Here is an 18,293-nt window from a genome sequence, read left to right on the forward strand (position 1 = left end):
CGGGTGAGAGTCACCGGACACCGTCGAAGGAGATACCGATGCAGTACATGATGTGGACCCACCCCGACGCGAAGTCCGAGGCCGGTACGCCGCCGGACCCGGAGCACATGGCGGAGATGGGCCGGTTCATCGCCGAGGTCGCCGCCGCCGGCGTGCTCGTCACCACGGGCGGCTGCGCGCCGAGCTCACAGGCGGTGCGCATCGTGTCGGAGGGCGGGAGGATCACCACCACGGACGGTCCGTTCACCGAGACCAAGGAACTCATCGGCGGCTTCGCGATCATCGACGTCGAGACGAAGGAGGAGGCCTTGGAGTGGTCGCGCCGGTTCTGGAAGGTCGCCGGCGACGGCACCGGTTACGTCGCCGCGATGTTCTCCGGCGATCCGGGTGACTCGCCCGAGAACTGAATGCGTCACACCCGGTCACTCTCCGCGCGGTCGGTCGGACCCGGTCCGTCGGCGGGCGGCCGGGTCTCGTCGTACCGGTGACTTGGCATCCTCGCCCACGTGAACGTGGGCGCTTCCTACTGTGCCTTCGGCGTAGGCCGCCGCCTGCGTCACCGAAGGCACTTCGGTGGGTTCCTGCTTCAACGACCTGTGCCACTTTCTCAAGTGGTCTTACCTGATCTCCACGGGCGTATACTTCCCGCCTGCCCGGCGGTAGGTTCTCTGCTCGGCTTGGTCCTCGCCGAACAAACCCCCTCACCTTACGGCACGATAACGTCACGGTCTGATACGGGTCAGGCGCTTCACCCTGTCGATTCACCACCGGGCGAACGTCCGGAGCACTGTCGGCAGAACCGGGTAGCGTTCCGGTATGGCCAGAAACGCCCGTACCGTCCACTCCTGTTCGGCGTGTGGGCACACGGTGCCCAAGTGGGTGGGCCGCTGCCCCGACTGCGGCGAGTGGGGGACGATGGCCGAGTCGGCCCCCGTCGCCTCGGCGTCGCCGGCCCGCAAGGCGACCACCGCGCGGCCCGGCGTCCCGGCCAGGTCGATCGGTGACGTCAGCGCCAAACAGGCCGAGGCCCGGTCCACCGGTGTCGGCGAGTTCGACCGGGTGCTGGGCGGCGGCCTGGTCCCCGGCGGGGTCGTGTTGATCGCGGGGGAGCCGGGCGTCGGGAAGTCCACGTTGCTGTTGGACGTGGCGCACCGGTTCGCCGCCGCCGGGCACGGCCGTGCGCTGGTGGCGACGGGGGAGGAGTCGGCGTCCCAGGTGCGGCTGCGCGCCGACCGGATCAAGGCCATCCATCCGGATCTGATGCTGGCGGCGGAGACGGAGCTGTCGGCGGTGCTGGGGCACCTCGACGACGTCAAGCCGGGCCTGTTGATCCTGGACTCGGTGCAGACGATCTCCAGCGGCGACGTGGACGGCGTCCCGGGCGGTGTCACGCAGGTCAGGGCGGTCGCCTCCGGCCTGATCGGTGTGGCGAAGGAACGCGGCATCACCTGCATCCTGGTGGGACACGTCACGAAGGACGGTCACATCGCGGGGCCGCGCGTACTGGAGCACCTGGTCGACACGGTCCTGCACTTCGAGGGCGACCGGCATTCGACGCTCCGGCTGCTCCGCGGCGTCAAGAACCGGTTCGGCCCGGCCGACGAGGTCGGCTGCTTCGACATGACGGAGGACGGCATCGTCGGTCTCGCGGACCCTGCGGGCCTGTTCCTGGCCGAGGGTGGCGATGAGCCGGTACCGGGCACCTGCGTGACGGTCACCATGGAGGGCCGCCGCGCGATGCTCGTGGAGGTGCAGGCACTGGTGGGCGGCAGTGCGAAGGACGGCACGATCCCCCGCCGGACCGTGTCCGGGCTGGACTCGGCGCGGTTGAACATGGGGCTCGCGGTGCTCGACCGGCGTGGCGGCGTGCGCTGCCTCGACCGGGAGGTGTACGCGGCGACGGTCGGCGGGATGCGGGTGACGGAACCGGCCGCCGACCTGGCGGTCGCGCTCGCCGTGGCGTCGTCGGTGTCCTCGGCTCCGGTGTCGGCCGACATCGTGGCGATCGGGGAGGTGGGGTTGACCGGTGCGGTCCGGCGGGTGTCGGGTGTGCCGCGCCGGTTGGCGGAGGCGCGGCGGCTCGGTTTCCGGCACGCGCTGGTGCCGCCGGGCTGTGCGGAGGGCGCGCCCAAGGGCATGACGGTGTCGGAGGTGTCTTCGGTGGGTGAGGCGTTGCGGATGGCCTCGAAGCGTTGGGCGGCCAGGGGTTGACGGTCTCCCCTCACGGTTGTCGGGTCGTCAGGCGGCGCCCCGGAACGACACCCGGATCGAGTGGACCTGCCCTGCGGAGTCGGTGATGAAGAGGTTGTTCCGTTTCGCTCCGCCGAACACCAGGTTGGACGCGGACTCGGGCAGTGGCAGTCTCCCGATCATGGTGCCGTCGGGGTCGTAGCAGTGCAGGCCGTCGAGGCCGGCGGCCCAGATCCGGCCCAGGTGGTCCAGCCGGATCCCGTCGGCCCAGTTCTCGGCGAGTACGCCGCGGTCGGTGAGCCGGTCGTCGTCGGTGACGTCGAAGACGCGGATGTGGCGTCGGCGCGAGTCGGCGATGTACAGCCGGCGTTCGTCGATGGAGAACGCCAGGCCGTTGGGCCGCACGAAGTCGTCGGCGACCTTGCGCACCTCGCCGGTGGCCGGGTCGATCCGGTACACGTGGTCGCCGCCGATCTCGCTGTCGGCCTGGCTCCCCTCGTAGTAGCCGGTGATCCCGTACCGGGGGTCGGTGAACCATATGGAGCCGTCCGACTTGACCACCGCGTCGTTGGGGCTGTTGAGTCTTCTGCCCTCGAACCGGTCGGCCAGTACGGTGATCGAGCCGTCGTGTTCGGTGCGGGTGACCCGGCGGGCGCCCTGTTCACACGTGACGAGGCGGCCCTGCCGGTCCACGGTGTTGCCGTTGGCGTTGCCCGACGGCTCCCGGAAGACGCCGACCTGCCCGGTGGTCTCGTCCCACCGCAGCATCCGGTCGTTGGGTATGTCGCTCCAGACCAGGTACCGGCCCGCCGGGAAGTACGCGGGTCCCTCGGTCTTGCGGCTTCCCCGGTGGATCACCTCGATGTACTCGTCGCCGGAGTACTCCCGGAATCGCTCGTCCAGCACCTCGAACCTGGCCTTGAACATCGCAGCTCCTCGAATGACGATCGTCATATGGCCGATTCCATCGAATCACGTACGGTTGTACCACTGTTTCCACGAATACCGATCGAGGTGTGACGTGATCGACGAGACCGATCGGCGGATACTGGTCCGGCTGCAACGGGACGCCACCACACCGTACGCGGAGCTGGCCGCGGCGGTGGGCCTCTCGGCGGCGTCGGTGCACGCGCGGGTGCGGCGGCTCCGCGAGTCCGGCGTGATCCGCCGGACCACCGTCGAGGTGGATCCGGCCGCCGTCGGCCGGGGTGTACTGGCGTTCGTGACGGTCACCGGTGACGTGTGGATGGGCGACCCCGACACCGTCGAGGCGTTCGCCGGCATCGCCGGTATCGAGGAGGCCCACATCGTCGCGGGAACGGCGTCGGTGCTGGTGAAGGTGCGCGCCGCCACCACGGAGGGACTGCAGTCGGTGCTGCGCGAGATCTTCCACGTCCCCGGTGTCACCGGCACCCAGACGACCGTGGTGCTGGAGACAGGTTTCTCGCGCCCCGTGACGCCCGAGGTGCCGTCGCCCTGACGCGGCCGGCCGCCCTCATTCCACCCGGTCGGCGACCAGTACGTGCGGCGGCGCGAAGCCGGCCAGGTCCCGCAGCAGGCCCTCCGGCGACTGCCGGAAGTCGGTGAGCCGCACCGCGAGGTCGAATCCGGTGGCCCGTCCCTCGGTGGCCCGGTCGGCCTCCCGCAGGACCGCCCGGTCTACGAACCGGGGCCGGTCACCGGAGTGCCTTCCGAGGTGGCCGTCGCACGCGAACAACAGGTATGCCTCGCCGCGGCGGCGGCCCGGGACCGTCAGCGCCGCGACCTCCTCCACGTGCACCCAGGGCAGTAGGACGGTGCGGAACGCGCCCGGCCGCACCGCGAGGCCGTAGTGGTTCACGGCCAGCCGGGGTGGTCGCCACACCGGTACGGTCGCCGCCGCGACCGCGAACACGACGCAGATCGCGACGAAGAGCGGGGCGCGTGCCGCCGGGTTCGGGTCACCCGACGCCAGCCGTTGCGGTTCGGTGACGAACAGGACCCAACCGACCGCCGTGATCCCGACACCGGTGAGCAGGTAGGTGACGAGCCGGACGATGGCGCGCCGGGGTGCGCGGCGCCTCACCACGACCCATTCGGCGGCCTGCCGTTGCATTCGCCGGTCACCTCCGCTCCAGGTCCGTGCCTCGGGGCCCGGGCGGTGCCTCCGCGCGTCGCGGTCTCGCCGCCACGTCGGCGGCGGCACGACGAGGTGATCACCGGCCCGGTCACTACGTACACTAGGCACGCACATACGCCGTACGCAAGGAGCCGACCCGTGCTGACGCCCGAACGCGACGACCCCATGCGCGCCACGCTGGCACTCATGGCGCCCGGCACCGCGCTGCGCGACGGGTTGGAGCGGATCCTGCGGGGCAACACCGGCGCGCTCATCGTGCTGGGTTTCGACAAGACGGTGGAGTCGCTGTGCACCGGCGGTTTCAACCTCGACGTGGAGTTCTCCGCGACCCGGCTCCGGGAACTGTGCAAGATGGACGGTGCCGTGGTGTTGACCAACGACGGTTCGCGCATCGTGCGGGCGGCCGTGCACATGATGCCCGACCCGTCGATCCCCAGCGAGGAGTCCGGCACCCGGCACCGCACCGCCGAACGGGTCGCCAAGCAGACCGGCTGCCCGGTCATCTCGGTGAGCCAGTCGATGCGGATCATCGGGCTCTACGTCAACGGCAACCGGCACGTGCTCGACGAGTCGGCGGCCATCCTGTCCCGCGCCAACCAGGCGCTCGCCACGCTCGAACGGTACAAGTCGCGACTGGACGAGGTCGCGGGCACGCTGTCGGCCCTGGAGATCGAGGACCTGGTGACCATCCGGGACGCCATGGTCGTGGTGCAGCGGATGGAGATGGTGCGCCGCATCGCCGACGAGGTCGAGGGCTACGTCATCGAACTGGGTGTGGACGGGCGACTGCTGGCACTCCAACTCGACGAGTTGATGGCCGGTGTCGACGCCGACCGCACCCTGATCGTGCGCGACTACCTCCCCCACGACCGGGACCGCGCGGAGCTGGCGGCGGCGCTGGGCGCCCTCGACGGTCTGTCGGCCGGGGAACTGCTCGACCTGACGGCGGTCAGCCGCGCGCTCGGCCACGTCGGCGGCACCGAACTGCTCGACTCCTCGATCAGTCCGCGCGGTTACCGGCTGCTGGGCCGGGTGCCCCGGCTGCCGGGGATGGTCGTCGACAGGATCGTGGAGCACTTCGGTTCACTGCAACGCCTGCTGGGCGCGACGGTCGACGACCTCCAGCACGTCGAGGGCGTCGGGCACGCCCGGGCGCGCGGCGTGCGGGAGGGCCTGTCCCGGCTCGCCGAGGTGTCCATACTGGAACGCTACGTCTGACCGGCGGCGCCTCCCCGGCCGAGCCGACATCCCGGGGAATCCCGCCGGATCGGTATCGTGTGAGGCGGGAAACACCGTCGTGTCAACGTGAAGAGGGGACGGCACCCGATGCCCGGACTGCGCGCGACCTTCGACCAGGCCGTCACCCGGCACCTGTCCGCCGTGGCCCGGCTCGCCGCCACCCGCGCCGTCCTCGACACCACGAGTGAGACCGGCCCGGCCCCCGAGGCCGTCGCCGCCGAAACCGTTCTCGGGCAACGCCTCCGGGCCGCCGCCGACACCCTGCGACGCGAACCCGGGTGGGTGCGGATCGGAGAGGGCAGGCTCCACGAGGGCGGTTTCCCCGTCATGGTGCCGTTCCCCGGCCACGCCCACCTGCGGCTGTCGGCCGACGCCGGAGACCCCCGGGTCGCCGGACTCGTCCGGTCGGTGCTGCTCCAGACACTCGCCACCCGGCCGCCCGGCACGCGGGTACTCGCCGTGGACACCGAGACGGTCGGCGCCGCCTTCGCGCCGCTCCGGCCGTTGATGGACGCCGGAGTCCTCGCCGCGCCCGCCACCGACCAGTCCGGCTTCACCGCGGCACTCGCCGCCGCCGAAGGCCACGTCAAGGCCAACCTGCTCGGCGACGGCGGCGGAGAACTCCTGCTCGTCATCGCGTCGGCCCCGGCACTGCCGGGTGCCCTCGCGGACCGGCTCGCCGCGCTCGCCCGGTCCGGCAGCGGATCGGGACTGCGCATCCTCGCCGCCGGCGTCCCCGAACTGCCCGACAGCGTCGACGTCACCGTCGGTGACGTCATGCGGGTCGGCAACCCGCCCAACGCCCCGTTCGGGATGCGCGACGGCCTCGCGGTGCCCGTCGTGTTCGACCCGCCGCAGCCCACCGACTACCTCACCGCCGAGTCGCAGCGGCTCGCCGACCGGGCCAGGGCCGCCGCCGAACTCGGCTTCGCCGACCTGATCCCGCCGGACCTGTGGCGGGAGGACCCCGCCGACGGCCTCGCCACCGTCATCGGCCGCGACGCCCAGGGCGTCGTGTCGCTCCGCTTCGACGACGAGACACCGCACTGGCTGATCGGCGGCCGGACCGGCGGCGGTAAGACGGTGTTCCTGCTCGACGTGCTGTACGGGCTGGCCGCCCGGTACGCGCCGCAGGACCTCGCCCTGTACCTGTTGGACTTCAAGGAGGGCGTGTCCTTCACCGAGTTCACGCCGCAGCCGTCCGACCCGACCTACATCCCGCACGCGAAGGCGGTCGGCGTCGAGTCCGACCGCGAGTACGGCGTCGCGATCCTGCGGGAGCTCGACGCCGAGATGACCCGCCGTTCCGTGGTGATGAAGCGGCACGGCGTCGCACGTTACGGCCAGTTGCGGGTCCACGAGCGGCTGCCGCGCATCGTCTGCTTCATCGACGAGTTCCAGGTGCTGTTCGCGGGCAACGACCGGCTGGCCAGGGAGGCGGTCGCCGTACTGGAGAACCTGGCCCGCAAGGGCCGGTCCTACGGTGTCCACCTGGTGCTAGCCAGCCAGACGACCTCCGGCATCGAGGCGCTGTACACCAAACGCGACTCCATCTTCGGCCAGTTCGGGATGCGGGTGGCGTTGCCGGGCGCCACGTCGGTGCTCGACGGCAGGAACACCGCCGCCCAGAACCTCCGCACCGGGGAGGCCGTGATCAACGTGGACGGTGGAGTCGCCGGCCGCGACCGCCGGATCAGATTCCCCAACGCGCACGCCGACACCATGACGCTGTTCAGGTTGCGGCACGACATGTGGGAACGGCGCGGTGAGGCCCCGGCGCCCACGGTGTTCTACGGGTACGCCGAGGTCACCCTGGAGGAACAACCCGAATACGGCGCACTCGTGGCCTCGGACCCGCCGGAGGTGCTGCTGGGCAGGCGGGTGGACGCCTCACTGCGCGCCGCCTCGGTGCGACTCGACCGGACACCCGGCCGCCACGTCGCGGTGCTCGGCAGCGACCGGGCGGGCGCGCAGACCCTCGCGGCCGCCGCCAGGTCGCTCGCCAGGCAGCAGCCGACGGCCCGGTACGTGATCGCGGGACTCGCCGAACCCGGCGCGGTGGAGTCGGCGCTGGCGGGCATGGCCGCGCCGGAACGTCTCACCGACCCGGACGCGGTGGCGCGGGTGATCTCCGAGCTCGCCGACCACGACGGTCCCGCGTATCTCATCGGGTTCGGCCTCGACCTGGTGACGCTCGACCGCACCGGCCAGGCCGACCTGCGCCGGCTGCTGCGGCGCGGCCCCGGGAACGGTGTCCACCTGCTCGGCTGGTGGCGGAGCCTGCGCCGCTTCATGGAGGACATCGGCGGTACCTCGGGACGGGAGGACGTGGCGTGCAACCTCGTGCTCAACATCCCGGGCGACGAGCTGATGAACCACTTCGGACAGTCCGCGGCCGACTGGCGGCCCAGGCCGGGCCGGGCACTGCTGTTGGACCGGCAGGCCGGCACCCAGGACCTCCTGGTCCCCTTCACCGCCCCCGACCGGACCTGACCGGCCGGTCGTCGTCACGGGTACAACCCCAGTTCCTTTGTGAGTTCAGCGAGTTCGTCGGCGGCCCGTCGACGTGCCGCGTCATCCCGGCGCCGGTACTCCTGGAGGTCTGCGAGCCTCACCCGACGGTGCCGACCGAGTTCGCGGTGTGTGATCTCACCGGAGTCGAGCAGGTGGTTGAGGAGACCGGCGGCCTGCCGTGTGGTCGGTTCTGAATGGCTGGAAACGATCGAGATTCCTTGGTCCTTCGTGGTGTCTCTTGAGCTGAGGGAGGCGGAGTGAGCCCAGCCCGCATTCGGGACGGACGTGGATAATCCGGGCATTCGAGTGCGGGTGTGGGCTGTGGTCTCCGTCGCGTCGGTCGGCTTCGGTCACACAGGCGGGCTTGTTACGGCGACGCTAGGGCGGCATGTGAGACGCCTCCAGGTGACGGGCACACCGGTGGCCCGGTGTGGTCTGAATCCGCCGCCAACGCTCTGCACGCTGAGTCTGGGCCTACCGTGTTCCGCCCCCCGGTTCACACGGTGAGGGGCAACGACTCTCGGACGTTCTCTCCAGTAAAACGAGTTCACCTTCTGAGGGACGGCTCGTCGAACCGGTCGCTTGGTAACCCAGTTGCGGCCCACCTGGGGTCTGACGAGGGTTCGACACTCCCCGGAGACTTCCTGGTAGCCTCGGACCCATTCATTTGTTTCTCGACAATTCAAATGATAGTGCCCCCGGTCGAGGCTCCGCCTCCCGGGGGCACGCCTCTGTCGCGGCACGGTGACACACGGTGCGGCACCGCGCCTGGAGACCCCCACCCGGTTTCCGGGGCCGGCGGTGCGCCGGAACCGGGCGGCTTGGTGGGTCAGAATGTCGGCGTGGTCGGCCGGACCGGGCGAAGTCGGCCGGAGGGCGCCGAAACGTCCAACGGCCACGCCCCACCCCGACCGGGGGCAAACCACCCCACACCGCGAAGTATCACAAAACGGGCGAAACGGTGTCAACGGGTTATTCAGCCGGGCTTCAGGAAACCGTCCTCCACCCGACGTGTCCATGATGGAGTCTCAGTGTGTCGCCGGTCGTCCCGTCGCCAGGTCGTCCAAGGTCTCGCGCAGCACCGGCCACACCGCCGACTCCGGATCGATCGGCGGGAAGTGACCCACCCCGGGCAGTTCACGCAGCACCGTCCGGCCGGTCCGCGCCACGTACTCCCGGGACATCTCCACCGGCACCCACTCGTCCACGTCACCGTGCAACACCACCGCCCGGGAACCGGGTTCCGCCACGGTGAACTCGTCGTACAGGTCCGGAACCTCCTCCGGGGACCCGCCCAGGAACGCCGCCACCGCGCCCCCGTCCAGGTCACGGCGCCAACCGTCCCGCATGTCGGTGACCGGCGCCAGGGCCACGACCCCCGCCACCGGCACCGCCGCCCGCGGCTCCAAGTACAGGGCCAGGTGGCCGCCCGCCGAATGCCCCAACAGCAGCAGCGGCTCACCCGCCACCGCCTCACCGACGTGCCCCACTGCCGCGGCCACATCCCCCGCCGTCACCGCCGGCGCCACCCCGCGCCGGTACTCCACCGCCGCGACCCGCATCCCGGCGTCGCGCAACGCCCCGCACAACGGCCGCAGGTGCGCCCTGTCGTACTCCGGGCGCCAGAACCCGCCGTGGACCACCGCGACCGTGGCGCGCGGCGGCGACACCGGCGTGAACCACTCCACCACCTGATCCGGATCGGGACCGTAGACGTCGGTGACCCCGGCCGCCGCCGGCCGGGTCAGGATGTCGCGGGAATCGGCCATGTGTGCAGAATATGGCCGTGGACTGCTGCGCGCCAGGCCGGGAACCCGGCCGCCCGGAACCGGCCGGCCCGGGGTTCCCGGTGCCGGAACGCGCGCGTCGCGACGTCCTCAAGGGCATGGTGCGCGTCGAGGCCGGAAGGTACGTCCTCGGCGGCGACGACCCCGACGCCAACCCCGGCGACGCCGAGGGACCGCCGCGACCGGTCACCCTGTCGGCCTTCCACATCGACCCGGTGTGCGTCACCAACGCGCGCTTCGCGGCGTTCGTGAAGGCCACCGGCTACGTCACCGAGGCCGAACGCGAAGGCTGGTCGTACGTCTTCCACACGTCGGCGACGCCGCTGGCCCGTCGCAGCCTGGTGGCGGGTTCGCTGCCGGACACGCCGTGGTGGCTGCCGGTCGCCGGCGCGAGTTGGCGGGCACCCGCCGGGCCGGGTTCCTCCGCCGCGACCCTCCAGAACCATCCCGTGGTGCACGTGTCCTGGCACGACGCCGTCGCCTACGCCACCTGGGCCGGTAAGCGTCTGCCGACCGAGGCCGAGTGGGAGGCCGCCGCGCGAGGCGGCCTGGAACAGGCCCGCTACCCGTGGGGCGACGACCTGATCGTCAACGGCGCGCACCGCTGCAACATCTGGCAGGGCCGGTTCCCGCACGTCAACACCGCCGACGACGGCCACGTCGGCACCGCGCCGGTCAAGACCTACCGCCCCAACGGTTACGGGCTGTACCAGATGGCGGGCAACGTCTGGGAGTGGTGCGCCGACCGGTGGGGCACCGACCGCACCGGTGACGTCGACCCCACCGGACCGGACACCGGGACCGCGCGCGTCACCCGGGGCGGCTCCCACCTGTGCCACGAGTCGTACTGCAACCGGTACCGGGTGGCCGCCCGCACCTTCAACACCCCGGACTCCAGCACCGGAAACACCGGTTTCCGTTGCGCGGCATAGCCCGACGGCCCGGCGCATGCTCTACCGTGTGGCAATGCGCGACCTCACCGATGTGCGATACGAGAAGGCCGACCACACCGCGACCGTCACCATCGACCGGCCCGACCGGATGAACTCGTTCCGGGGCCGGACCGTCGACGAACTCATCCACTGCTTCAAGACCGCGTGGACCGACCCCGACGTCGGGGCGATCATCCTCACCGGAGCCGGCGACCGGGCGTTCTGCGCGGGCGGCGACGTCAAGGAACGCGCCGCGACCGGCGGATACGGCGAGACCGAATGGGGCTCCTTCGAGATCGAACGCCTCCACCGGATCATCCGCGACGTACCGAAACCCGTGATCGCCGCCGTGAACGGGGTCGCCGTCGGCGGCGGACACGTCCTCCACGTGCTGTGCGACCTGTCGATCGCGTCCAACACCGCCCGGTTCGGGCAGTCGGGTCCACGGGTCGGCAGCTTCGACGCCGGCTTCGGTTCGGCGTACCTGGCGCGCGTCATCGGCGAGAAACGCGCCCGCTGGATGTGGTATCTGTGCGAACTGATCGACGCCGACACCGCCCTGTCCTGGGGCCTGGTCAACCTCGTCACCGAACCCGGGGAACTGCTCGACACGGCCCGCCGCACCGCCGCCGAGGTCAACCGGCGCTCCCCCACGGCGCTGCGGTTCCTGAAGCACTCCTTCAACGCTGACACCGACCACCTGGGCGGCATCTCCCACCTGGCGTTCGACGGGCTCGACCTGTTCACCCGGACCGAGGAGGCCGCCGAGGGCGCCGAGGCCTTCGCGGAGCGACGCGACCCGGACTTCCGCAGGTTCCGCCGCTGAACGTGTCCGAGACCCGCGCCGAACGGGTACGGGACGGGGGACGCGCCGACCACCTCCGTGCCGAGACCGGGTCCGGCCGATTTGCCGCACCATGGCACAGGATTTAGTCTCGACAGACACGCGACGAGACAGTTGGGGACTAGCAGGGATGACTGAGCACACCGACAAGCCCACCGACGATTCCCGGCCCGAAGAGCCGGAGACGGCCGACGAGCGGGCGGACGCCGCCCAGGAGGACGAGGGACCCGCCACCGTGCTCGTCATGGGACCCGACGGGAAGCCGCTGGGCACCATGGAGGTAGACCCGGAGACCGGCGAGTCCAACGACCCGGCCAAGCTGGTCGAACAACCCGCCAAGGTGATGCGGGTCGGCAGCATGATCAAGCAACTCCTGGAGGAGGTCCGCGCGGCCCCTCTCGACGAGGCCGGCCGCACCCGGTTGCGCGACATCCACGCCCGGTCGATCCGGGAACTGGAGGACGGCCTCGCGCCGGAGCTGCGTGAGGAACTGGAGCGGCTGTCGCTGCCGTTCGAGGCCGACAAACCACCGTCGGAGTCGGAACTGCGCATCGCGCAGGCGCAGCTCGTGGGCTGGCTCGAAGGACTGTTCCACGGCATCCAGGCGGCGCTGATGGCGCAGCAGATGGCCGCGCGCATGCAACTGGAGCAGATGCGGCGCGGCGGCATGCCCGCCCTGCCCGCCGGGGGCCAGATCCCCGCCGGGATGCAGCAGATGCTCGCGGGCCGCCGCGACGACGACGACGCCGGACACGGCCAGTACCTCTGACGGGTGAACCCCCGCCGACCGGTCCCGGCCGGCGGGCACCCGGGCCGGCGACGCTCGGCTGACCAGGGCCGCTGCCGACGACGGCCTGCGACGGCACCTCTACCATTCATGGCATGTCAGCAGCAGACGTCATCTCGTTCTCCCGTGGCGCGCCGAGCCTGGACATCGTCGACATCGAAGGACTCAAGGCCGCCGCGGTGGCCGCGTTCGACTCCGACCCCGCCCGGGTCGCGGGTTACGGAACCTCGGTCGGCTACCCGCCGTTGCGGGAGTGGATCGCTGACAAGCACGGCGTCGACGTCAACCAGGTCCTCGTCACCAACGGCTCAATGCAGGCCGACGCGTTCCTGTTCGACGCGCTCGTGGAACCGGACACGCCGGTCGTCGTGGAACGCCCCACCTACGACCGCACCCTGCTCGGACTGCGCAACCGGCGCGGCGACCTGCACCCGATCGGGCTGGAGCAGGACGGCCTCGACGTCGACGAGCTCGCCGAACGGCTCACCGCCGGACTTCGGCCGGCACTGGCCCACATCATCCCGAACTTCCAGAACCCGGCGGGCGTGACACTGTCCGCCGAGAAGCGGGTCCGGTTGCTGGAGTTGGCGGGCCAGTACGGTTTCACCGTGTTCGAGGACGACCCGTACCTGGACATCCGATTCCGGGGCGAGGACCTGCCGACGATGCTCTCCCAGGACACCACCGGGTCGGTCGTGTTCGCGTCCTCGTTCTCCAAGACGGTGTGCCCGGGCCTGCGGACCGGCTACCTCGTGGGTCCGACCGCGCTCATCAGCAAGATCGCGGCCATGGCCACCAACACCTACATCGCGCCCAACATGCTGGCGCAGGCGACCATCCACCAGTTCGCGATCTCCGGGGCACTCGACGCCTCCATCCGGACGGTCCGCAAGGCGCTCGCCGAGCGCGCCGACACCCTGGCCGCGTCGCTGCGCACCCACCTGCCGCAGGCCGAGTTCACCGTCCCCGACGGCGGCTACTTCCTGTGGGTGGACCTGGGATCCGACGTCGACGTGCACCGGCTCCTCCCCGCCGCCGAACAACACGGCGTGCAGGTGGTCAAGGGCACCGACTTCGTCCTGGAGGGCGGGGAGCACTCGCTGCGGCTCGCCTATTCGGCGGTCCCGGCCGACCGGGTGGACGAAGGAGTTCGCCGATTGGCGGCCGCCGTCGCCGACTGCCGGTGATTCGATACGACTTCGTGATCGCTTCGCGACCATGATGAACGTACTGTGAGGACATGAAGACCGTCCGGCATGACTACCCTGGCGTAGTTACGCCATGGCGGACAACCGCCACGAGGAAGGGTTTGCAACCCCACTCATGACGGATAAGAATCACAGACATGCGACGCGTTAGCGTCCAGGAGGCTTTACCCCCGCCCCCCCATGTGGCGTCGGGTGGCGCACTCGCTGACTCCCCCCCGCAGCGAGCGTGCCCCCGGCGCCACGTTTACGTTCACGGGCCGCACCCGCACACGACGACGGCCCGGCGAACGGATCCGCCGGGCCGCCTCACGCGCGGTACCGGGATTACCGGGTGGCCGCCACGAACGTCTCGGTGCGGTCCTCCACGGTCGCTTCGGGGTAGGTCAGCCCCTCCGCTCTCGGGTCGTCGGCGAACAGGTCGTCTTCTCGTTCGTTCCCACGACGCATCAGCATCAGCCCGGCCGCCGCGGCCGCGGCCCCGGCGGCGACCGCACCCGCGACCCACGGCCAACGGGCACGGCGCTTCTTGCGCAGTCCCACGATGGTCAGGGCACTGTCGATGCGTGGCGCCATCCTCTCCGCCGCGCCGCTGGCGGCACAACTGGTGGCGGACCTGAAATGGCCGAAGCCCTGAGCGAGTTCTCCACGAATCTGCTGGGCACGGCTCTTAGGTGTACGACGGTTCAGCAAGATCACGTTGATTCACCTCCCGTGTTTGGCTACCCCCACATCCTGCCCCGCAAACTCCGGATATGTGCCCGAACCGCTTCAGGTGGTCACCGCCCCCTCCGCACCACCCTCCACGGTGACGTCCCCGGCCACGGCCGTGCCGGGTCGCGGCGAACCGGCACCGGCATGGCACGATGGGCGACATGACAACGGCAACCCTGCACACCAACGTGGGCGACATCGAGATCCAGCTCTTCGACAACCACGCGCCAAAGACCGTGGCGAACTTCGTGGGCCTCGCCGAGGGCACCAAGGACTACGTCGACCCGACCACCGGCAAGCCGGGCAGCGGCCCGTACTACGACGGCGTGGTCTTCCACCGCGTCATCGAGGGGTTCATGATCCAGGGCGGCGACCCGACCGGGTCCGGCCGCGGCGGCCCGGGCTACGAGTTCGCCGACGAGTTCCACAGCGACCTGGTGTTCAACAAGCCCTACCTGCTGGCGATGGCCAACGCCGGACCCGGCACCAACGGTTCGCAGTTCTTCATCACCGTCAGCCCGCAGCCGCACCTGACCCGCCGCCACACCATCTTCGGTGAGGTGAAGGACCCGGCCTCGCAGAAGGTCGTGGACTCGATCGCCACCACCGACACCGATCGCGGCGATCGTCCGAAGAGCGAGATACGCATCGACCGCGTTACCATTGCGCGGTAATGACACACGAACAGGTCGTGCCGGTCTGCTATCGGCATCCACGCAGGGAGACACACGTCAAATGCGTGCGCTGTGACCGGCCGATCTGTCCGGACTGCATGAACGAGGCCTCGGTCGGTTGGCAGTGCCCCGAATGCGTCACCGAGGGCCGCAGGACGGTCCGGCAGGCCCGCACCGCCTTCGGCGGCTCCATGCGGGGCCGGACCGGCCTGGTCACCAAGGTCCTGGTCGGCGTCAACGTCGCGGTGTTCCTGATCGGGCTGCTCGTCTCACTCACCGGCGGCGGCGGTGCCATCCGCAACGTCCTGCTCGGCGGGATGACCGAGTTCCACCTGTACGGCGCGGTGTTCCCGGGGCCGTACATCCAGTTGAACAACGGCCAGTTCGCCGCCTTCGGCATCGCCGACGGCGAGTACTACCGGCTCGTCACGTCGATGTTCCTGCACTACGGGATCATCCACCTGGCGTTCAACATGTACGTCCTGTGGATCATCGGCCGGTACCTGGAACGCGACCTCGGGCCGCTGCGCTACCTGGGCCTGTACCTGGTGAGCGGTCTCGGCGGCGGCGTCGCCACCTACCTGTTCGCCGACCCGATGAGCTTCGCGGCGGGCGCCTCCGGCAGCATCTTCGGCCTGTTCGGGGCACTCCTGCTGGTGAACCGGCGACTCAGCCGGGACAACAGCGGCCTGTACGTGCTGCTGGGCATCAACCTGTTCATCACATTCCTGCCGGGAAGCAACATCAGCATCACCGGGCACATCGGCGGCCTGGTGACCGGTCTCCTGCTGGGCTGGGCGCTGTCCCACGCGCCGCGCGAGAACCGCAACCTCATCCAGGCGGGCGCGTTCGTGGCTGTGATCGCACTGTTCGCCGCCGCCGTGATCTGGCGGACCGGGCAACTACTGTCGGCGGTCCCCTTCACGTAACGGCCGGTTCGCCGTCACACCCGCCGCGACACCGGCGGCCTCCGGCTACCCGCCGCGAACTGCACCGGCCACTCCACCGGGAACTCCTGGTCGGCGGCGGCGTGCAACGTCCACGCCGGATCCCACAGGTGGACCCTCCCGAGGGCGCACAGGTCGGCGCGTCCCGCCAGGATGATCGAGTTGACGTCGTCGGCCGACGAGATCGCCCCCACCGCGATCACCGCCACGTCCGGGTACTCCTCTGCCAACGCCTGCCGGATCCGGTCGGCGTAGGGCGTCTGGAACGACCGGCCGTACGCGGGCCGTTCGTCCGACACCACCTGGCCGCACGACACGTCGACACCGTCGACGCCCGCGGCGGCGAACATCCGCGCCACCTCGATCGACTCGTCACGGGACAGGCCGTCGTCGTGCCAGTCCGTCGCCGACACCCGGACCGTCACCGGGCCGGGCCACTCCCGCCGGACGGCGGCCAGCACCTCCAACGGGAACCGCATCCTGCCGGTCAACGGGCCGCCGTACTCGTCGTCGCGGTGGTTCGTCAACGGGGAGATGAAACTCGACAACAGGTAACCGTGCGCGCAGTGCAGCTCCAACAGGTCGAAACCCGCCGACCGGGCCCGCCGCGCCGCCGCCGCGAACTCCGCGACGATCTCGGCCATCCCCGCCCGGTCCAGTTCCTTCGGCGTCTGGCTGTCCGCGCGGTACGGCAACGGCGACGGCGCCACCAGGGGCCAGTTCCCCTCCGGCAGCGGCGCGTCGATGCCCTCCCACATGAGACGGGTCGAACCCTTGCGGCCGGAATGCCCCAACTGGACGCCGATCCGGGCGTCGCTGTGCCGGTGCACGAACTCCACGACCCGCCGCCACGCCTCGGTGTGGGCGTCGTCGTACAGGCCGGTGCAGCCCGGCGTGATGCGGCCGGTCGCCGACACGCACACCATCTCCGTCATGACGAGGCCGGCGCCGCCGAGCGCCTTGGAACCGAGGTGCACCAGGTGGAAGTCACCCGGGACACCGTCCACCGCCGAGTACATGTCCATGGGAGACACCACCACCCGGTTCCGCAGCGGGAGCCCGCCCAACGTGAACGGCTGGAACATCGGAGGCCGGCGCGTCACCGGCCCGGGGGTCGCGCCGCGTTCGGTCTCGGTCCGCGCGAACCAGTCGTCCACCCGGTCCACCAGCTCCGGATCCCGCAACCTCAGGTTGTCGTACGTGATGCGGCGCGACCGGGTCAACAGGTTGAACGCGAACCGCAGCGGATGCTGCCGAAGGTACTGGCCGACGTCCTCGAACCATTCGAGGCTCGCCGCCGCCGCCCGCTGCGTCGAGGCCACCACCGGCTGCCGCTCCGCCTGGTACTCCGCCAACGCCGCCGGGACGTCGGAATGCCGGTGCAGCGCGGCGGCCAGCGCCGCCGCGTCCTCCATGGCGAGTTTCGTGCCGGAACCTATCGAGAAGTGCGCGGTGTGCGCGGCGTCGCCCAACAGCACCGTCCGGTCGTCGTACCACCGGTCGCAGGTCACCGTCGCGAACGTGGTCCATCCGGTGCCGCCGTCGTGCAGCGCGTGCCCGTCGAGCCGGTCGGCGAACAGCGCGGCGCAGTCCTCCGGCCCCGGCCGGGCCGCCCGCCACACCTCCTCCGGCATCTCGATGATCACGGTGGAGCCGTCGCCGTAGGGGTAGGCGTGCATCTGCATGACGCCGTGCTCGGTGGCGCGGACGTCGAAGGTGAACGACTCGAAGAGCCGGTCGGTGCCCAGCCACACGTACCGGCACCGGTGGTTGACGACCTTCGCGCCGAACCGTTCGGGGCGGGCGGAACGGGTCGCCGACCGCACACCGTCGGCGGCCACCACCAGGTCGTAGTCGCCGGCCAGTTCCGCGGCGGGCGGCGCCGACTCCCCGAACCGGATCCGTACCCCCGTCTCCCGGCAGCGGTCGGCGAGCAGTGACAGCAGGTCGCGGCGGCTCATCGCGGCGAACTCGTGACCGGTGGACGACACCAGGCTGCCCGGCGCGTCCGGTTCGGCACGCAGATGCACGTCGATGTCCTGCCAGGCGACGAACCGTGCGGCCATGGCGGCGTGCACCACCGGGTCGGTGTCACGGATCGAGTCGAGGGTCTCGCCGGAGAACACGACACCGAACCCGTAGGTGCGGCCGGAGGGGTTGCGTTCGAACACGTCGATGTGGTGGCCGGGATCCCGGCGTTGCGCCTGCGCGGCGAAGTAGAGCCCGGCGGGCCCTCCGCCGATGACCGCGATGCGCATCAGTGCCCTCCTGTGACGTCGCTCCGGTGCCCCGCCCGCCCAACCGGCCGGCACCCGTCCGGGATGGACCGGCGGACATTCAG

At 70.7% G+C, this 18,293-nt stretch carries 16 protein-coding genes; 11 read left to right on the forward strand and 5 right to left on the reverse strand.

Annotation, left to right across the window (positions count from 1 at the left end; translation table 11 throughout):
* The first annotated feature begins 38 nt into the window (after positions 1-38).
* Together LX16_RS11405 and radA are read left to right on the forward strand one after the other, a co-directional pair.
* Positions 39-407 (forward strand): YciI family protein, encoded by a 369-nt coding sequence (locus tag LX16_RS11405; RefSeq protein ID WP_147137882.1) that lies wholly within the window; start codon positions 39-41, stop codon positions 405-407.
* A gap of 409 nt (positions 408-816) precedes the next feature.
* Positions 817-2,211 carry a DNA repair protein RadA gene (gene radA / locus LX16_RS11410; RefSeq protein WP_147137885.1) on the forward strand — a complete coding sequence of 465 codons (1,395 nt, stop codon included), beginning with the start codon at positions 817-819 and terminating at the stop codon, positions 2,209-2,211.
* A 27-nt stretch (positions 2,212-2,238) separates the two neighbouring features.
* Here radA and LX16_RS11415 read toward each other — a convergent pair whose 3' ends face one another.
* Positions 2,239-3,117: an SMP-30/gluconolactonase/LRE family protein gene (locus tag LX16_RS11415; RefSeq protein WP_147137888.1), complete on the reverse strand. Its 879-nt coding sequence runs from the start codon at positions 3,115-3,117 to the stop codon at positions 2,239-2,241.
* Between the two features lie 94 nt (positions 3,118-3,211).
* Between LX16_RS11415 and LX16_RS11420 the strand changes: the two genes are divergently transcribed.
* The gene (locus LX16_RS11420; protein WP_147137891.1) at positions 3,212-3,670 is read left to right on the forward strand and encodes an Lrp/AsnC family transcriptional regulator; all 459 of its coding nucleotides are present in this window, start codon (positions 3,212-3,214) and stop codon (positions 3,668-3,670) included.
* Between the two features lie 15 nt (positions 3,671-3,685).
* Here the strand turns inward: LX16_RS11420 and LX16_RS11425 are convergent, their stop codons facing one another.
* Positions 3,686-4,285: a hypothetical protein gene (locus LX16_RS11425; RefSeq protein WP_147137894.1), complete on the reverse strand. Its 600-nt coding sequence runs from the start codon at positions 4,283-4,285 to the stop codon at positions 3,686-3,688.
* 189 nt (positions 4,286-4,474) lie between these two features.
* Here LX16_RS11425 and disA point away from each other — a divergent pair, with 189 nt between their 5' ends.
* Positions 4,475-5,527 (forward strand): DNA integrity scanning diadenylate cyclase DisA, encoded by a 1,053-nt coding sequence (disA, locus tag LX16_RS11430; RefSeq protein ID WP_147140688.1) that lies wholly within the window; start codon positions 4,475-4,477, stop codon positions 5,525-5,527.
* 108 nt (positions 5,528-5,635) lie between these two features.
* A complete protein-coding gene (locus LX16_RS11435) occupies positions 5,636-8,041 on the forward strand; it encodes an FtsK/SpoIIIE domain-containing protein (protein WP_147137897.1) in 2,406 nt (801 codons plus the stop codon).
* A gap of 1,049 nt (positions 8,042-9,090) precedes the next feature.
* Here LX16_RS11435 and LX16_RS11440 read toward each other — a convergent pair.
* Entirely contained in the window at positions 9,091-9,831 is a 741-nt protein-coding gene (locus LX16_RS11440) for an alpha/beta hydrolase family protein (protein ID WP_147137900.1), read from the reverse strand.
* 11 nt (positions 9,832-9,842) lie between these two features.
* On the opposite strand from LX16_RS11440, the gene LX16_RS11445 reads away from it, so the two are divergent.
* The 4 genes from LX16_RS11445 (at position 9,843) to LX16_RS11460 (ending at position 13,599) form a co-directional block, all read left to right on the forward strand.
* A complete protein-coding gene (locus LX16_RS11445; protein ID WP_147140690.1) occupies positions 9,843-10,781 on the forward strand; it encodes a formylglycine-generating enzyme family protein in 939 nt (312 codons plus the stop codon).
* Positions 10,782-10,815: 34 nt separating this feature from the next.
* Positions 10,816-11,607: an enoyl-CoA hydratase-related protein gene (locus LX16_RS11450; RefSeq protein WP_147137903.1), complete on the forward strand. Its 792-nt coding sequence runs from the start codon at positions 10,816-10,818 to the stop codon at positions 11,605-11,607.
* A 148-nt stretch (positions 11,608-11,755) separates the two neighbouring features.
* A complete protein-coding gene (locus LX16_RS11455; protein ID WP_147137906.1) occupies positions 11,756-12,394 on the forward strand; it encodes a bacterial proteasome activator family protein in 639 nt (212 codons plus the stop codon).
* Positions 12,395-12,507: 113 nt separating this feature from the next.
* Complete coding sequence (locus tag LX16_RS11460) at positions 12,508-13,599, forward strand: aminotransferase-like domain-containing protein (protein ID WP_147137910.1); 1,092 nt, start codon at positions 12,508-12,510, stop codon at positions 13,597-13,599.
* 345 nt (positions 13,600-13,944) lie between these two features.
* Here LX16_RS11460 and LX16_RS11465 read toward each other — a convergent pair whose 3' ends face one another.
* Positions 13,945-14,193 (reverse strand): hypothetical protein, encoded by a 249-nt coding sequence (locus tag LX16_RS11465; RefSeq protein ID WP_147137913.1) that lies wholly within the window; start codon positions 14,191-14,193, stop codon positions 13,945-13,947.
* A gap of 299 nt (positions 14,194-14,492) precedes the next feature.
* Here LX16_RS11465 and LX16_RS11470 point away from each other — a divergent pair, with 299 nt between their 5' ends.
* Complete coding sequence (locus LX16_RS11470) at positions 14,493-15,005, forward strand: peptidylprolyl isomerase (protein ID WP_211354462.1); 513 nt, start codon at positions 14,493-14,495, stop codon at positions 15,003-15,005.
* Positions 15,005-15,934: a rhomboid family intramembrane serine protease gene (locus LX16_RS11475; protein WP_147137919.1), complete on the forward strand. Its 930-nt coding sequence runs from the start codon at positions 15,005-15,007 to the stop codon at positions 15,932-15,934. The genes LX16_RS11470 and LX16_RS11475 overlap by 1 nt, the downstream gene beginning before the upstream one ends.
* Before the next feature lie 14 nt (positions 15,935-15,948).
* Here the strand turns inward: LX16_RS11475 and LX16_RS11480 are convergent, their stop codons facing one another.
* On the reverse strand, positions 15,949-18,210 hold the full coding sequence (locus LX16_RS11480) for a bifunctional salicylyl-CoA 5-hydroxylase/oxidoreductase (RefSeq protein WP_147137921.1): 2,262 nt from the start codon (positions 18,208-18,210) through the stop codon (positions 15,949-15,951).
* Between the last annotated feature and the right edge of the window lie 83 nt (positions 18,211-18,293).

This window comes from Stackebrandtia albiflava, from assembly GCF_007994225.1.
Lineage (GTDB): Bacteria > Actinomycetota > Actinomycetes > Mycobacteriales > Micromonosporaceae > Stackebrandtia > Stackebrandtia albiflava.

Excerpts from the sequence above, each read along its gene's own strand:
- LX16_RS11480 (WP_147137921.1), bottom strand. The coding sequence starts at position 18,210 with ATGCGCATCGCGGTCATCGGCGGAGGGCCCGCCGGGCTCTACTTCGCC.
- LX16_RS11440 (WP_147137900.1), bottom strand. The coding sequence starts at position 9,831 with ATGGCCGATTCCCGCGACATCCTGACCCGGCCGGCGGCGGCCGGGGTC.
- LX16_RS11435 (WP_147137897.1), top strand. The coding sequence starts at position 5,636 with ATGCCCGGACTGCGCGCGACCTTCGACCAGGCCGTCACCCGGCACCTG.
- LX16_RS11455 (WP_147137906.1), top strand. The coding sequence starts at position 11,756 with ATGACTGAGCACACCGACAAGCCCACCGACGATTCCCGGCCCGAAGAG.
- LX16_RS11460 (WP_147137910.1), top strand. The coding sequence starts at position 12,508 with ATGTCAGCAGCAGACGTCATCTCGTTCTCCCGTGGCGCGCCGAGCCTG.
- disA (WP_147140688.1), top strand. The coding sequence starts at position 4,475 with ATGCGCGCCACGCTGGCACTCATGGCGCCCGGCACCGCGCTGCGCGAC.
- LX16_RS11445 (WP_147140690.1), top strand. The coding sequence starts at position 9,843 with ATGGCCGTGGACTGCTGCGCGCCAGGCCGGGAACCCGGCCGCCCGGAA.
- LX16_RS11450 (WP_147137903.1), top strand. The coding sequence starts at position 10,816 with ATGCGCGACCTCACCGATGTGCGATACGAGAAGGCCGACCACACCGCG.
- LX16_RS11465 (WP_147137913.1), bottom strand. The coding sequence starts at position 14,193 with ATGGCGCCACGCATCGACAGTGCCCTGACCATCGTGGGACTGCGCAAG.
- LX16_RS11425 (WP_147137894.1), bottom strand. The coding sequence starts at position 4,285 with ATGCAACGGCAGGCCGCCGAATGGGTCGTGGTGAGGCGCCGCGCACCC.
- LX16_RS11405 (WP_147137882.1), top strand. The coding sequence starts at position 39 with ATGCAGTACATGATGTGGACCCACCCCGACGCGAAGTCCGAGGCCGGT.
- radA (WP_147137885.1), top strand. The coding sequence starts at position 817 with ATGGCCAGAAACGCCCGTACCGTCCACTCCTGTTCGGCGTGTGGGCAC.
- LX16_RS11470 (WP_211354462.1), top strand. The coding sequence starts at position 14,493 with ATGACAACGGCAACCCTGCACACCAACGTGGGCGACATCGAGATCCAG.
- LX16_RS11475 (WP_147137919.1), top strand. The coding sequence starts at position 15,005 with ATGACACACGAACAGGTCGTGCCGGTCTGCTATCGGCATCCACGCAGG.
- LX16_RS11415 (WP_147137888.1), bottom strand. The coding sequence starts at position 3,117 with ATGTTCAAGGCCAGGTTCGAGGTGCTGGACGAGCGATTCCGGGAGTAC.